The sequence below is a fragment of the Arcobacter roscoffensis genome (assembly GCF_024267655.1).
In the GTDB taxonomy this organism is placed as follows: domain Bacteria; phylum Campylobacterota; class Campylobacteria; order Campylobacterales; family Arcobacteraceae; genus Arcobacter_B; species Arcobacter_B roscoffensis.
In genome coordinates this window covers 352367-367632 of record NZ_CP100595.1, presented here as the reverse complement: position 1 = coordinate 367632, position 15266 = coordinate 352367, and the positions used below count along the sequence as shown (strand labels likewise).

At 28.3% G+C, this 15266-nt stretch carries 15 protein-coding genes; 1 reads left to right on the top strand and 14 read right to left on the bottom strand.

Annotated elements, in window-relative coordinates; translation table 11 throughout:
- Positions 1–43 precede the first annotated feature (43 nt).
- From NJU99_RS01845 to NJU99_RS01790, 12 genes are all read right to left on the bottom strand, one after another.
- Complete coding sequence (locus NJU99_RS01845) at positions 44–2425, bottom strand: PD-(D/E)XK nuclease family protein (RefSeq protein WP_254577034.1); 2382 nt, start codon at positions 2423–2425, stop codon at positions 44–46.
- Positions 2409–2975: a hypothetical protein gene (locus tag NJU99_RS01840; protein ID WP_254577033.1), complete on the bottom strand. Its 567-nt coding sequence runs from the start codon at positions 2973–2975 to the stop codon at positions 2409–2411. Before NJU99_RS01840 ends, NJU99_RS01845 begins: the two co-directional genes overlap by 17 nt.
- Before the next feature lie 4 nt (positions 2976–2979).
- The gene (locus NJU99_RS01835) at positions 2980–3615 is read right to left on the bottom strand and encodes a hypothetical protein (RefSeq protein WP_254577032.1); all 636 of its coding nucleotides are present in this window, start codon (positions 3613–3615) and stop codon (positions 2980–2982) included.
- A 103-nt stretch (positions 3616–3718) separates the two neighbouring features.
- Positions 3719–3961: a DUF4006 family protein gene (locus NJU99_RS01830; RefSeq protein WP_254577031.1), complete on the bottom strand. Its 243-nt coding sequence runs from the start codon at positions 3959–3961 to the stop codon at positions 3719–3721.
- A gap of 1 nt (position 3962) precedes the next feature.
- Complete coding sequence (locus tag NJU99_RS01825) at positions 3963–4856, bottom strand: c-type cytochrome (RefSeq protein ID WP_254577030.1); 894 nt, start codon at positions 4854–4856, stop codon at positions 3963–3965.
- A 1-nt stretch (position 4857) separates the two neighbouring features.
- Positions 4858–5082: a cbb3-type cytochrome oxidase subunit 3 gene (locus tag NJU99_RS01820; RefSeq protein WP_254577029.1), complete on the bottom strand. Its 225-nt coding sequence runs from the start codon at positions 5080–5082 to the stop codon at positions 4858–4860.
- Between the two features lie 10 nt (positions 5083–5092).
- On the bottom strand, positions 5093–5776 hold the full coding sequence (ccoO, locus tag NJU99_RS01815; RefSeq protein WP_254577028.1) for a cytochrome-c oxidase, cbb3-type subunit II: 684 nt from the start codon (positions 5774–5776) through the stop codon (positions 5093–5095).
- A gap of 16 nt (positions 5777–5792) precedes the next feature.
- Entirely contained in the window at positions 5793–7259 is a 1467-nt protein-coding gene (ccoN, locus tag NJU99_RS01810; protein WP_254577027.1) for a cytochrome-c oxidase, cbb3-type subunit I, read from the bottom strand.
- Positions 7260–7718: 459 nt separating this feature from the next.
- Positions 7719–8195 carry an SsrA-binding protein SmpB gene (gene smpB, locus NJU99_RS01805; protein ID WP_254577026.1) on the bottom strand — a complete coding sequence of 159 codons (477 nt, stop codon included), beginning with the start codon at positions 8193–8195 and terminating at the stop codon, positions 7719–7721.
- Positions 8195–8959 (bottom strand): 4-(cytidine 5'-diphospho)-2-C-methyl-D-erythritol kinase, encoded by a 765-nt coding sequence (locus NJU99_RS01800; RefSeq protein ID WP_254577025.1) that lies wholly within the window; start codon positions 8957–8959, stop codon positions 8195–8197. Before NJU99_RS01800 ends, smpB begins: the two co-directional genes overlap by 1 nt.
- Positions 8959–9807, bottom strand: coding sequence for a tRNA pseudouridine(55) synthase TruB (truB, locus tag NJU99_RS01795; RefSeq protein ID WP_254577024.1), 849 nt, complete (start codon positions 9805–9807; stop codon positions 8959–8961). The genes NJU99_RS01800 and truB overlap by 1 nt, the downstream gene beginning before the upstream one ends.
- 12 nt (positions 9808–9819) lie before the next feature.
- On the bottom strand, positions 9820–11874 hold the full coding sequence (locus tag NJU99_RS01790) for an ATP-dependent helicase (RefSeq protein ID WP_254577023.1): 2055 nt from the start codon (positions 11872–11874) through the stop codon (positions 9820–9822).
- Between the two features lie 117 nt (positions 11875–11991).
- Between NJU99_RS01790 and NJU99_RS01785 the strand changes: the two genes are divergently transcribed.
- Positions 11992–12888, top strand: coding sequence for a LysR family transcriptional regulator (locus tag NJU99_RS01785; protein WP_254577022.1), 897 nt, complete (start codon positions 11992–11994; stop codon positions 12886–12888).
- Between the two features lie 23 nt (positions 12889–12911).
- Here the strand turns inward: NJU99_RS01785 and mnmL are convergent, their stop codons facing one another.
- Both mnmL and purF read right to left on the bottom strand, forming a co-directional pair.
- A complete protein-coding gene (gene mnmL / locus NJU99_RS01780) occupies positions 12912–13874 on the bottom strand; it encodes a tRNA modification radical SAM protein MnmL/YtqA (protein ID WP_254577021.1) in 963 nt (320 codons plus the stop codon).
- A gap of 1 nt (position 13875) precedes the next feature.
- Positions 13876–15225, bottom strand: coding sequence for an amidophosphoribosyltransferase (gene purF, locus NJU99_RS01775; protein ID WP_254577020.1), 1350 nt, complete (start codon positions 15223–15225; stop codon positions 13876–13878).
- Between the last annotated feature and the right edge of the window lie 41 nt (positions 15226–15266).

Below are 15266 nucleotides of genomic sequence, written 5' to 3'. Positions count from 1 at the left end.
TAAGAGCAGAAGCGAATCTTATATTCGCACTCTGCCTTAATCTCTATTCCCTATCACAAATAGTTTTATAAATACAGAAATTACAAGATGATTTTTGTTCAGTTTTTTCAAAACTTATATCATTTTTACTTAACTCTTTTAGCTCTTCAAGTTTAGTACTTAAAAGTTCAAGTTTTTTATCTAAAGCTATTTCTTCAATTAATTTAACAGAGTTTAAGTCATAATAAAAAGTATCAATATTATCATCTTTATATAAATCATTTACAGCAAGATAATAAAACTCTAATTGAAAATCAATAGCTTTTTCATAATTTTTAAAAGTATCAACTTTTAAAGATGAAGATGTTTTATAATCTATTACTTCATATCTATTTGTTTGATTATTAAAATCAATTCTATCAACTATACCTTTTAATTTAAAACCATCAAACTCTATCTCAAAACTTTTCTCTAAAGCTAAAATCTTTGAGTCTTGAAGCCTTTTAGAATCATAAATATAAAAATCATGAAGTTTCTTTTTCCATATTTCTAAATCAAGAGCTAAAAGTGGGTTTTCACTTCTGTAGTCATTAAAAAGATTTTCAATTTTTCTAAAATCAAGTTCTAAATTGCTCTCATCAATAGTATAGTACTTTTCTAATATCTCATGTACTATATTTCCAAGTTCAAAAGATTTTGGTTTCAAAGATATATCATGATCTGAGATTTTTAAAACATATTGTAAGTAAAATCTTCTTTTACAATCTAAAAAACTCTTAAGTGAACTAGCTGACCAAGAGAACTTCGTTAAATCAACTCTATCAATTATAGCTTTATCGAAATGTTTCAAAGTATGGTTATTGTATAAAATATGTCTATATGAGTTATCGTATACATTATAATCTATCTTCTCTGCAAATAACTCATTTGCAAATCTTGTAATTTGGTTTGAATCTGAGTTTACATAAGAGATATAAACCTCTTTTGATGAGTCAATCAACCTTTTATAATAGTACTTTTGTAAAAGTTCCCTATCGCTTAAAGTTGGAAGATTTGTCATAGCTTTTATTTTTGAAGACAAAAACTTATCTTTTACAGATGCTTTAGGAATAAACTGTTCATTAAAATCACATATAATAACAGCATCAAAACTATTTGCTCTTGTTTCAAGCAATCCTAAAACAGTAATCTTTCCAGAATTTATATCATCTAGTTTTATCTCTTTTATTCTTTGAAGTAAAACTTTATATACATCTTTTACTAAAAGAGGATTTTCTGAAATAAAAAGTAACCTTTTTAATTTATAAACAAGGTCATCAAACTTTTCACATAATTCATTATTATTTTCAAAGCTTTTTATATATTCACATAAAAACTCAAAGTTTTCTTTTGTACAAATTTTTGTATAAATTTTTTGAATATTATCATCAACATATTTTTTATCAATTTTTAAATAGTTTAATCTCTCAATATTAACTATCTCTTTTTCATTAAGATAGTTATAAATTGCATTTGATACTTCATATAGTTTTCTATTTTCAATTGATTTACCCATAGCAAAGTTAAAATAGCGTTCATTATCAAATAACTGCACTGTAGAAGCAAAACTCTCATCAGGTAATACCAATGCTATATTAGAAGGATTTATTCCTTTTTGAATACAGTTTACAATCGAAGCTTTGATAAAAGCTATTTGATTAACTCTTGAATTAAAACCTTTAATTTCAACATAACCATTTTGTGATTTCATCTCATTTTTATAAGTGACTTTTTTTTCACTCATATTTACAACATACTCAAAATCTATTTCAATTTTATCATCTTCAATAAACTCTTTAAATACTTCTAGAGATTTTTGATTATATTCATTTGAAAAAAACTTTATATTTAAACTAACTTCTTTTGAAATAGCTTTTATTATATCAAACTCAACTTTTGTAAAGTAGCCTTCAAATACCAGATTTATTTCACTAAACTTATTTAAATAGCTTTTATTTAAATCAAAATACTTAAAATATGTCACCCTATCAACAAAGCCATTCTTATCAAGTATTTGCACATAATTGTCATAAATCTTTGATAATATCTCTAAATGCTCAAAATAATAATCATAAGTATCTGCTGTTTTAATATCTTCTATCAATATTTTTTCACTTGAAAGTTCTGTAAAAAATCTATATATATACTCATTTTGTTTTAAAAACTTTGTAAAACTATCTGATATTCCAAGTTTAGAAACATCAATATCTTTAATAGCTTCTTTTAAAAATAAAAATCTTTGCTCTTCATCGCAATACTTTTTATCATTTATAATAGTAGATTTTTTAAAAAACTCGTCAATTGTAAGAGTAAAAGGAAGAAGACTATTAGAACCTTTTAAGTCACCTAAAAAAGTTCTAATAGCTCTTGATGTGGGGAAAACAAATAATCTATTTTTTTCTAGCATTTGTTTTTATATAAATATAACCTGCATTACCATCAATATTAAATATACCTGTTATATTCCAGTTGTTTTCTTCTGTAATATCAAATTGAGTTACATACTCATTGTTATTGTTTTTAAATTTACTATTATCTAATAAAATATCATTATCAATAGTACTACTTTTTGTAACTTTTAAATTAATATCAATTGTTTTTTTAATATTTGTTTTTTTGTCAATTGCAAATATTTTCATAGTATTAGTTCCTAAAATCATAACATCTCTATGTTTTGATCTTTTTTCTAATACTCTTTGTGAGTGCATAATATCATCAACATTTAAATCAAAACTTCTATCATTTAAAACTAGTTTTAGATCATATAAACTATTGAATTTTTTATTTGAATTCATAATATCATTATATGATGCATCTACATCTTGATATTCCTTCATAAAGCTTTCATCTTCATCGATGTTAGCCTGAGAAGTACTATATATAGTCCATATAATCATTGAAAATACGAATGAAAATATTCCTATAAAAAAAAGCGGCCAGTAATTTCTATTTTTCATAAATTTATGATTTCCTTTTTCTTAATACTGCATAAGTATAAGCTAATAGTCCTGTTACAATAATAGTATACATAAACACTCTCCATATAGTACTAGAAACTTTTCCTTCATTTCCAATACTTGTTTCAAGTTTAACTTCTTTATTTGAAGCCAATGTATCTGCAATTGATGCATAACCATTTAACATAGAAGCACTAACTTTAGCAAAAAGTGTGTTCTTATCTTTTGAAGCCAATAAAGGTACAACATATCCATCTAAAATATCATCTTTATCAACAATTTGTTTTAATGAATCATTTGAGTGAATTAAATTTACATGTGTATCTTCTATAAACGCAGTTAAAAGAATATAAGGCTTTTTAAGAGCCGGTAAAAGTTCATTTTCATGAGCTTTAATTGTAGCAAATTTCTTTTTCATAGGAAGTTTTTCTGGTAAATCTAAACCTTTGATAGTATAAATATAAATACTTACACCTAATTTAGTTTTAACTTCATTTCCAATTTGATTTATTTTTTCTTGTGCTCTTGCATCAATTAGTCCGTCATCTTTTAAGATATAACCTTGTGCAAATAAGTTTGATGATAAAAAAAATAGCAGTGAAAAAAACACTGCTATTTTAAAATTAACTAAATTCTTCATTTATCCAACGAACACTCTAGTTGAGTCAAAGAACCCATAGTAAGCTGTCATAACGGCAGAAACTAAAAGTAAAACACCTATAATTTTTTCCATACTTTACTCCTTACTTACCATTACCAACAAGCTCATATTGCTTGTGGTTGTCTGAACTATTCATTTTTAAACCATTTAAATCTTGGTTAACTTTGTAATAGTTATCAGCCTCATTTTGTTGAACCTTAATTGCATTAACAGTTAAAACTACTAGAATTGTAAGTAATAAAGCAGTTGCTATAAGCATCCCTGTAATACCATGTAATTTAAAGATTCCTCTTTCATTTTCATTCATTTGCGAATTTCCAGCCATATTACTCTCCTAAACTTCTAATGTATGTAGCTAAAGCTTTTTCTTGAGTTTCGTTAAGTCTTCCATCAAAACTTGGCATAACACCAATGTTTCCTTTTTTACCATCTTTTAATACAGCCATAACGATAGCATCGTCATACTCTCTGATGTTTGGAGCAACATAAGCCATTCCTTTACCGTCCATACCATGACATCCGGCACAAACAGCATAAGAAGCTGGTTGTTCACCTTGGAAACCATTTGCAACATATTCAGCTACTTCATTGATGTCTTTATCTTCTGTTAACATCATTGGAGGCATACCAGCTGGATATGCAGTTTTTAAGTTGTTTGCACCATTTTTGATTACATGTACAACTTGATCTTTAGCAAATCTTTTTGTTAAGTTATGAGCTTTACCGTTAATTCCCTCAGCATCAACACCATGACAAGGAGCACATTGTACTAAGTATAATGAACTTCCCATTGCTTCAAGTGTTTCTTGTGATGGGTTTTCCCATTTTGCTTCAAACTTCTTGTTATATTCTAAAGTTTCTTCATTCCATTGTCCAATTTGTGAGAAACCATTAATTGGATAACCAACAGTAAAGTACCAGAACATCCAAATGATAGTACCAATAAATGCTAATCCCCATCCAGTAGGAATAGGATTTTTATACTCACCGATACCATCCCAATTATCTTCAGCTAATTCACCACTAGCTGTATCATTTTTCATTTGATTAACATACTTAAGTACAACAAATACTACAATAGTAATAATTGCTACAGCACCTAACATTGTTAAACTATTTATATTCGAAATATCGCTACTAAAAGCATCACCTGCTGCGAAGTAAGTTCCTGCTAATAAAGCGATGATAAGAACAATTCCACCTACTACCATAGATTTCATGTTATGTCTCCTTATTATCTATATCTTTATCTTTTTTTCTATCTTCTAGAGGAGTTGAAACATCTGCATCATCGTGCACTAGTTTAGAATATTTTTCAAAATCTCTTTCACCACTTTTATCTCTTTTGTATATAGAGTAAGCATAAGAGTAAAAAATAATAAATACAGCTAAAATCAAAAAGAATTTAGCATAACCTTGCACAGTAACCAGTGTTTCATAATCCATTTAAGAACCTCTATTTTAAAGAATTTAAATATGCAATTAATGCAACTATTTCAGGAACCTGACCGTTTGCAACAGCATCTTTTACAGCTTGATTTTTCATATCAGCAGCAATCTCTTTTGCATCAGCTTTTGCTTTTGCAATAGCAGATTCAAAATCACCTAATGGAACATCAATTTGTCCATCTCCATCAATATCTACATCATATGGAGTATTGAATACTGTTTTTACTGTATATGCTTCTGCATATGCAGTTTCTAAATCAGCAATATTCTCAAACTGGTGAGGATATGCTGGCATAATTGAACCAGGAACAACAGATTCTGGATCTAACATGTGATTTTCATGCCAGTCAGTAGTTCTGTAGTTTCCTACTCTCATTAAGTCTGGTCCAGTTCTTTTTGATCCCCATAAAAATGGTCTATCATAAGCATACTCACCAGATAATGAGTACATACCATATCTATCAGTTTCTGATTTAAATGGTCTAATTAATTGAGAGTGACACGCATTACAAGAATCTTTGATATATACTTGTCTACCTGCTAACTCTAATAATGTATATGGTTTAGTACCAACTGTTGGTCTAGACTGTTTTGCAAAATCTGGAATTACTTCTACGATACCTGCAAATGAAATAAATACGAATACTAATACCGCAAAGAAAAACGGTCTTTGTTCAAACCAATGAAACATAATTTTTCCCTCCTTCTTATGCAGCTACAGGCGTTGTATTAACTGGTTCTTTATCTAATACTCTACCACATTTAATTGTTTTATAAATGTTGTATGCAAACATAAAGAATCCGATTAGGTATAATAACCCACCAACAGCTCTAATAGTATAGTATGGTTTTAATACTACAACAGTATCAATGAATGAGTAAACTAATGAACCATATTCGTCATAAGCTCTCCACATCATACCTTGAGTAATACCTGCAATCCACATAGATGTAAAGTATAAAACAATACCAGTTGTTTGTAACCAGAATTGAGTATCCATTAATGACTTAGAGTATAATTCTCTTTTATACATTCTTGGAACCATGTGATATAAAGCAGCCATAATCATAAATACAACCCAACCTAATACACCATCATGTACGTGACCTGGAATCCAGTCAGTAAAGTGTGCAATTGCATTTACAGATTTAATAGCTTGAATTGGACCTTCAATAGTAGATAACATATAGAAAGTTGAAGCTAATACCATGAATTTAATTAATGTATTTGTTTGTAACTGTTGCCATTCACCTTTCATAGTTAAAAGCATATTAATAGCAGATCCCCATGATGGTAAAATTAATACAACTGACATTACAGAACCCATTGTCTGCATCCAATCTGGAACAGTTGAATAAATAAGGTGGTGTCCACCAGCCCATAAGTAAACAAATAATAATCCCCAGAATGCTAAGATAGAAAGTTTATAAGAATAAACATTTTGTCCTGATTCTTTAGGTAAGAAGTAATAAATCATCGCAATAATTGGTGTAGTAAATACGAATGCAACAGCATTGTGTCCATACCACCATTGTACTAGTGCGTCATTTGTACCTGAATACATAGAAACAGAGTGAATCCACGATCCATAACCTGATACTAATGCAGTTGGAACTTCCATATTGTTAAATAAATATAACATTGCAACAGCAATAAATGTAGCAATCATATACCAAATAGAGATATATAAAGTTCTTTCTCTTCTAATTCCAATTAAACCAAAAATTGAAATTCCCCATAAAACCCACCATACAACAACTAAAATGTCTAATGGCCACTCTAACTCAGCATACTCTTTTGAAGTTGTAATACCCATAAATAGAGTAACAACAGCTAAAAGAATAGTGATGAAGTATAAAGCAAAATGTAATTTTGCTACTGCCATTAAAAATGGCGATTCTTTTAAAGAAACCTTTAATACTCTTTGCGAAAGGTAATACCATGCCGCAAAAATACCACTTAGAGCAAAACCAAAAGCAACACCATTAGTGTGTAAAGGTCTTAATCTACTGAAAGTACCATATTCCCCTGCTAGGTTGTTTAAACCTGGGAAAGCTAATTGAAACGCTAGTATAACACCAATTGTCATACCAATGATACCAAACAAAATTGTTGCAAATGTAAAGGCTTTTGCAACTGAGTAATCGTACTCAATTTTTGCACCGTTTTGCATCAATCTCCTCCTACTAATTTTATATACAAGTCACAAAGCGTCACTTATGCCTAAATATTAGCCAAAGGGCACTAAATTTTTTCTTAATTTTAGTGATATTTAAGGGTTTTTTTAACAATTAATTAACAAATTAATAATTAATCTATATTGATAATAATTATCTCTTTTGCTATTTTAATACTATTTTCAATTTTTAGCGAAAATTATAAATTTTACTTATATTTATATTGATTGTTGTCAAGCAATATAATTCTATAAAAGTCTATTTTAAGGGTCTCTTAGAGTTTTTATGTGTTTTTTACTAATATTAGTATTACAATTTGTATACTTAAATATTTTTATTGCTTTTTATCTAAAATTACAATATTTTGTTTTGGTGAATGAATTTTCATATTTAAATATATATTCTCTAATTAATAATGTTTATTTGATAAGCTTAATTATTAAATGGAAGTTTTTTTACTTCCAGTTTTTTAGAGTCATTTGAGTCTCTCTTTGCATAGTTTTTCTCTTCATATCTTCACGCTTATCATGAAGTTTTTTACCCTGCGCTGTGGCTATTTGTACCTTAACCATATTCTTAGAATTAAAGTATAATTTTAAAGCAACTATAGTAATACCATCTTTAGTAACTTTAGTATGAAGCTTTTCTATTTCTTTTCTATGAAGTAAAAGTTTTCTATCTCTTCTTTCATTTGGTCTAAAAGTTGTATGAGCAGTACTCAAATGTGAAATATGCATATTTAATAAAAATACTTCATCTTTAATAATTCTTACGTGTGTATCTTTTAGATTAACTCTACCATCTCTTATAGCTTTAACTTCACTTCCTTGAAGAGAAACGCCAGCTTCATATGTATCTAAAATATGATAATCATGCCATGCCTTTTTATTTTTAAATACAAGATTTTTCTCTTTTTCTTTCTTTTTAGCCATTATTCTTCCTCGTTTATAGTAAAGAAAGAGCTTCCACTTCCACTAAAGTACCAATTACTTTTTGCATACTCTTCTAAAAGTGGTTCAGCCATGATTGCAGGTTCGTACAAATCATTTGCTTCACTAATATTTAACTCTTTCAAAATATCTATTGATTTCATATTTAATAGTTTTTCTTTTTCTTCTTTACATATTTCTTTATAAAAATGTTCTCTAAAATGCGTAAAAATTTTACCCGTATCGCATTTTATATCTGGTGTAATTGTTTTTATATCTAAAAGCTCTTCGTCAAATATTTCAACAACTTCTCCAATACCTGTAACATTAGCACTATCATATTCATATACAAAAAATGGAACATCCGCACCAATTTTTACAGCAATATCACATAATTCATCTTTTGATAAACCTAAATTACAATATTTATTTGCCATTAACAAAAAAGTAGCAGCATTAGAACTACCACCACCTAAGCCTGCAAATTCTGGGATATTTTTATCAATCTTTACACTATATTCTTGAAAAAAATCTTCTACATTTTTCATGTGTTTTATCAAATTGTATGCTTTATATACAGTATTTGATTCTAATTTACATCCAAAATCCCCTATAATGTTAAAAGCTTTCCTATTCGTTTTAACAAAAGAGAATTCGTCATACAGACTATGAACTCGTATGAACCTAGATACAAGTTCATGGTATGTATCTCTTTTTCCTGCTATTTTTAAAAATACATTAACTTTAGCATATGATTTAGCTTGCATTACAAAGTAACCTTATTTAATAAGTATTTAACTTCACTATTTTCAATTTGGATTATACTAAAAAACGTATCAAATACAATAAGATATTTACCATCATTTTTATTTTCTAAATAATCTATTGATATTTTTTTCCCAGTATCAAGCCATTCTTTTGTACCAGAATATTTATTTTTTGGTAAATCAATATAATCAAGTGGATTTAAGTCTTTTTCATTTTCATAAAAGAATTTACCTTCATTAAGTCTTTCTAAATATGATAATGTACCTTTTCTATTAAGTCTTTCAAGTAGTATCTGAGCTAGACTTCTTATATATGAGCCCTCGCTAACTGTAGCTTCAAAAGTAATAAAAGGATGATTATAAGAAATAAACTTCGTATCACTTATAGTCATAGATGATTTTTTCATCTTCACTTCTTCACCCTGTCTTGCTAAGTCATAAGCTCTTTTACCATTTATTTTTTTAGCAGAAAACTTTGGTGGATAATATTCATGTATTCCTTGAAGCTTAGATATTTCTTCTTTTATAAGTTCAAGATTAACTCTTTGTTCATCTTCAATACTAATCATATTTTCAATGTCCAAGGATTCAGATTGAGCTCCAAGCCATACAACTGCTCTATAAGTTTTAGGTGTTTTACTCATATAATTAAAAAGTTTAGAGTATTGTCCAAAGGCAACTATTAAGCATCCACAAGCAAAGGGGTCTAGTGTTCCACTAAAACCTGCCTTTTTATTTTTATATTTTCTTTTTATCTGATTTAAATAAGAGTTTGAACTTCTAAAAATTGGTTTTTTTACAACAACTAACTTATTTAAAGGCTCTTTATTATATAACTTTTTTTGCAATTAAAAACTCTCTTATATCTTTTCTACAAATGAAGATAAGATATCTCTTCTTTGTCCACCAAAATTAATAGTTAGTTTATAATCTTTCCCAGCTTTATTAGCTTTTTGAACTCTTCCCATACCAAATATCTTATGTTGAACTAAATCACCTTTTTTAAATGATGAGTGTTTCTCTATAGTTAAACAGCCTTTAATAAGTCCTGATTCACTTAAAAATCTAGATTTTGTTAAAGATGCTCTCTTACCTTTATAAAATCTTGAATGAGCAAAAGATAAAGTAAGATTATCCATCGCTCTTGTAATAGCTACATAACCTAATCTTCTTTCTTCTTCGATATCACTTCCATCACCTGTAATTGGGAAGAAACCTTCTTCAAAACCAATAATAAATAGATGTTTAAACTCCAAACCTTTTGAAGCATGAATACTCATCATTGAAACTGCTTCATTATAAAGACCATCATTTTCACTCTCTAAAGCGATTTCATTTAAAAAGTCTTTTAAATCTAAATGTGGATTTTGAATAAAGAAATCTCTAATATAACCATAAAACTCATCAATATTTCCTTGTCTATCAAAACCATCTGGAACAGTATCATAAGATGCTCTGTAATCAAAAGCTTCCTCAAATAAATCTAAAAATTTCATCTTAGATTCTTTTAGCTGTTCTTTTAAATCCATAATAGAAGCTTCAAATACTTTCAAAGTTCTTGAGTTTTTCTTTCCAACAACTGCTGATAATTCTTCGGCATCAAAACTTTGAATAATTTCAAAAATAGGTTTTTGAAGTTCTGCTGATTTGGCATCAAGTTTTTCTATAGTTGTTTTTCCAATACCTCTTTTTGGTTTATTTACAATTCTTTTTAATGAGAAGTTATCATGTGAATTTGTAAGTACTCTAAAATAAGCAATTAAATCTTTAATTTCTGCTCTTTCATAGAACTTCATACCACCAACTAGTTTATAGTTAAGCCCAGCTCTATTGAAACCTTCTTCAAGAGATCTTGATAGGGCATTTACTCTAAATAAGATTGCCACATCTTTTGCACTAATACCACTATCTAAAAGTTTTTTAATATCATCAATGATTTTTCTTGTTTCTTCATTTTCATCATGTGATTCATAAATTCTTATTGAATCACCTTTTTGTCTAGTTCCTACAAGTTTTTTACCAAGTCTATCTCTATTATGCTCAATCAACTGGTTGGCATGATCTAATATTGTATCTGTTGATCTATAGTTTTCTTCTAGTTTTACAACTTTTGTATCTTCAAAATGCTTACTAAAATTAAGAATATTTTTAATTGTAGCACCTCTCCAGCCATAAATAGATTGATCATCATCACCAACAACACAAAGGTTATTGTGTGATGTACAAAGTTTTTTAAGTAACTTATATTGAAGTTCATTTGTATCTTGGTACTCATCAACCATAATGTATTGATATTTTTGACTAATCTCTTCTGCTAATTTATCATTGTTTTTTAAAATCAAATAAGGAAGTAAAATTAAATCATCAAAATCAACAAGATTGTTTTTTGCTAAATAAGCTTCATATTTTTCATATACATCAGCTATTTGTTGATAAAGTTTTAATTCAGCACCTGCTTTTGCTTCACTAGGCGTGATTAAAGTATTCTTATATTTTGATATTTCACTAACTAAAAGTGATGTTGTTATATCTTTTTCTATTGATTTTAATATTCGTTTTTTATCATCAGTATCGATAATAATAAAGTTGTTTTTTCTATCAAGTTCACTCATATGAAATTTTAAGAAAAGTAATCCAAACTTGTGGAATGTACATAATAATGGTGGAGTATTTATCATTGCTGGGTCAATTAAACTAAAAGCTCTTTCTCTCATCTCTGCTGCTGCTTTATTTGTAAAAGTAAGCGTTAAAATAGAACTTGGATCTATTCCAATTGAAATTAAGTATGCTAGTCTTGTTGTGATTGTTTTTGTTTTTCCAGATCCTGCTCCTGCTAAAATCAACAGTGAACCATCAATATGTTGTGCTGCATCTTTTTGCGAATCGTTTAGTAATGATAATAGATTTTCTGACATTTCTTCTCCCAATAATATATAATTATACCACATATAAATTAAATTCACTATTTCTCTTAATTATTCTATATATAAATAAATGTTATTATAATCATAATTTATTTTACGGAGGTTATAATGCTAACAGATTTTGCTAAACTAGAGACATTTCTAACAGTAGTTAGAGAAAAGTCTTTCTCAAAAGCTTCAGCAAAACTTGGTATTTCTCAACCTGCTGTAACACAACAAATGAGATATATTGAAGACTACTTAGATGTTCAAGTTGTAGATAGAAAGAAAAATGGAATTAGACTTACAAAAGAAGGTCAAATGCTATATTCTATTGCACTTAAAATTGAAAAATGTGTTGCAAATGGCGAAAAAGAACTACTAAAAATTATGAACAAAGATGTTACTTTTGTTTTCGGAGCATCTTTTATTATAGGGAATTATATTTTACCTAGATTTTTAAATAATCTTAAAGAAAATATTAACAATGAAGTATCAATAAATGTTTCAGTTTCTCATGAAGCAATTGCAGATTTACTTGATAAAAAAATCGATATGGCATTAGTTGAAAACTATGTTCCAAATGAAGATATTATTTATAGAGAATGGATGGAAGATGAAATAGTAATTTTCTCTAACCAAAAACTTCCTTCAAGAGCAAAAGCAGAAGATTTATTGTCATACAAATGGGTATGTAGAAATCCTGACTCTCATACAAGAGCAATCTTTAAAGAGAATCTTGACAAAGCGAATTTCCCTGATTGTGATACATTTGATGTAACTAGTGAAGTTACTAGTGCTACAACTATTGTACAAACAGTTTTACACTCAGATAAAAATGCAACACCAACTGTTTCAATTGTTTCAAGAAATGCAATTGAATCACTTTTAAAATCTGGTGCTTTATATGAATCAAGAATTAATAATCAAAAAATGGTTAGAAAGTTATATATTGCTTACAGAAAAGATAGAAAACATGATGCCTTTATAGACAATGTTGTTGACTATCTTCTAAAAATGAAATAAGTATTAGAAATCTAATACTTATTTTAATAATTGAGACCCTCTTTTTCTAAAGCTAATCTTATTTTTTTCATTTGAGTGTGTTTATCTCTACACCAATTGGGTGATAGAAGTGTATCATCATCAATTCCAGCTGTTATTCTTTGAATTGAAATATTTTCTGGCAAATCAACTATTGATTTTACTACTGTATCTATATATAAATCTTCAGTTATAGGAGTAAATCTTCCTTTTCTAAACTCATTAGTTAATAAAGTATTTTTTACCACATATAAAGGATGAAATTTAATTGAATCAACATCAAGCTCAACAGTTTGCTTAAATGACTCAAGCATCATCTCTTGACTTTCGCCTGGAAGTCCATAAATCAAATGTCCACAAACATTTAATCCTTTTTCTTTACTTCTATTAATCCAGTATTTCATATTTTTAACACTATCACCTCTGTTAATAACATCAAGTGTATCATCATAGAATGACTGAATACCATACTCAACCCAAATCTCTTTATCTTTTGATAAATCAACTAAATAATCTAGTATCTCATCTGTTACACAATCAGTTCTTGTACCAATACTAAGGCCTATTACATTATCAAAAGATAAGGCTTTTTCATATAAAGCTTTTAGTGTTGAAAAAGGTGCATATGTGTTTGTAAAAGATTGAAAATACACAATAAACTTAGCTACTCCAAACTTATTTTGTAGTCTGTCTCTTGTTGCTGTAAATTGCATTTCAAGTTGTTTTAGTTGATTTTCTAAATACGGATTTTCTTCAATTTTTGGGTTTAGTTTAAATTTAGTTTTTTTCTCTTTTAGATTAGGAGAAAAAGAGTCATTCTCACAAAAAGAGCAACCCCCTTTAGCTACAGTTCCATCAATATTAGGACATGTAAATCCTGATATTGAGATAGGAACTTTATATACTTTTTCTCCAAACTTGTTTTTAAAATATCTACCTATTGTTAAAACGTCTTTTAAATTACTCATTTTACTCTTTTACGAAGTAGTCCCCATTGAAACTCTCTAAAGCATAATTTCTATCATTTCCAATAGCATTTGTTAAATCATCTATAGAAAGATATTTTAATGAATCAGCTTGAATGTATTCACATACTTCATCAACTGACATATTATTTGAAATTAATTCTTCTTTATTTGGTGTATCAATACCATAGTAACAAGGGAATTTTATTTCAGGAGAAGCAACTCTAAAGTGAACTTCTTTCGCACCAGCATCTTTTAGCATTTTTACAATTCTTTTAGATGTAGTTCCTCTTACAACTGAATCATCAATAACAAGTAATGATTTTCCTGCAATAAGTGATTTCATTGGGCTTAATTTCATTCTAACTTTTAAGTTTCTCATCTCTTGTGTTGGCTCAATAAATGTTCTTCCAACATAGTGATTTCTAATAATTCCATACTCAAAAGGAATTCCACTTTGTGCAGCATATCCAAGTGCAGCAGGAACTCCTGAATCTGGAACAGGAACAACCATATCAACATTTATTTCTGATTTCTCATCATTTCTAGCAAGTGCTCTACCCATGTTTTCTCTTGTTCTATATACATTTTTACCGTCAATAACTGAATCTGGTCTTGCAAAGTATACAAATTCAAAAGCACAAGGTCTATATTGACTTTCAAATAATTGAATTGATTCTGGTTCTTCTTTATCTTCACTAAAGATTAACATTTCTCCTGGTTCAACATCTCTTACAAACTCTGCATCCACTAAATCAAATGCACATGTTTCAGATGCAACAATATAACCACCTGATTTAATTTTTCCTAAAGATAATGGTCTAATTCCATATCTATCTCTAATTACGAACTGTTTTGATCTTGATTGAACAATAAAACAATAAGCTCCAATAGTTTTAGTTAGAGCCTCTTTAATTCTATCTCTTAATCTATCTTTTGTATTTTTAGCGATTAAATGAATAAGGTTTTCTGTGTCCATTCCTGTTTGGAAAATAGCGCCTTTGTCAATTAAGTCTTGTCTTACTTCTTGTTTGTTAATTAAATTACCATTATGAACAATTGATATTTCACCTAATTTATACTTTGCAAATACTGGTTGTGCATCTAAAATAGAATCTCCACCTGCTGTAGAATATCTATTATGACCAATAGCCATATTACCTTTTAAATATTGTAAAGCCTCATCAGTAAAAACCTCTGATACTAAACCTCTATCTTTTTTTGTATAAATCTTTCCATTACATGAAGAAGAAATACCTGTTGCTTCTTGACCTCTATGCTGCATTGAGAATAAAGCTAGTGAAGCTAATCTTGCTGCGTTATCATTTCCGTAAATTCCAACTATTGCACACATTTATTTAACCTTTGGAAAGAGGAAGAAGTGAAAGTGTAAAT

Coding starts and splice junctions, on each gene's coding strand:
- NJU99_RS01785 (WP_254577022.1), top strand. CDS start 11,992: ATGCTAACAGATTTTGCTAAACTAGAGACATTTCTAACAGTAGTTAGA.
- ccoO (WP_254577028.1), bottom strand. CDS start 5,776: ATGTTTCATTGGTTTGAACAAAGACCGTTTTTCTTTGCGGTATTAGTA.
- mnmL (WP_254577021.1), bottom strand. CDS start 13,874: ATGAGTAATTTAAAAGACGTTTTAACAATAGGTAGATATTTTAAAAAC.
- NJU99_RS01800 (WP_254577025.1), bottom strand. CDS start 8,959: ATGCAAGCTAAATCATATGCTAAAGTTAATGTATTTTTAAAAATAGCA.
- NJU99_RS01835 (WP_254577032.1), bottom strand. CDS start 3,615: ATGAAGAATTTAGTTAATTTTAAAATAGCAGTGTTTTTTTCACTGCTA.
- NJU99_RS01790 (WP_254577023.1), bottom strand. CDS start 11,874: ATGTCAGAAAATCTATTATCATTACTAAACGATTCGCAAAAAGATGCA.
- ccoN (WP_254577027.1), bottom strand. CDS start 7,259: ATGCAAAACGGTGCAAAAATTGAGTACGATTACTCAGTTGCAAAAGCC.
- NJU99_RS01840 (WP_254577033.1), bottom strand. CDS start 2,975: ATGAAAAATAGAAATTACTGGCCGCTTTTTTTTATAGGAATATTTTCA.
- NJU99_RS01830 (WP_254577031.1), bottom strand. CDS start 3,961: ATGGCTGGAAATTCGCAAATGAATGAAAATGAAAGAGGAATCTTTAAA.
- purF (WP_254577020.1), bottom strand. CDS start 15,225: ATGTGTGCAATAGTTGGAATTTACGGAAATGATAACGCAGCAAGATTA.
- NJU99_RS01825 (WP_254577030.1), bottom strand. CDS start 4,856: ATGAAATCTATGGTAGTAGGTGGAATTGTTCTTATCATCGCTTTATTA.
- NJU99_RS01845 (WP_254577034.1), bottom strand. CDS start 2,425: ATGCTAGAAAAAAATAGATTATTTGTTTTCCCCACATCAAGAGCTATT.
- smpB (WP_254577026.1), bottom strand. CDS start 8,195: ATGGCTAAAAAGAAAGAAAAAGAGAAAAATCTTGTATTTAAAAATAAA.
- NJU99_RS01820 (WP_254577029.1), bottom strand. CDS start 5,082: ATGGATTATGAAACACTGGTTACTGTGCAAGGTTATGCTAAATTCTTT.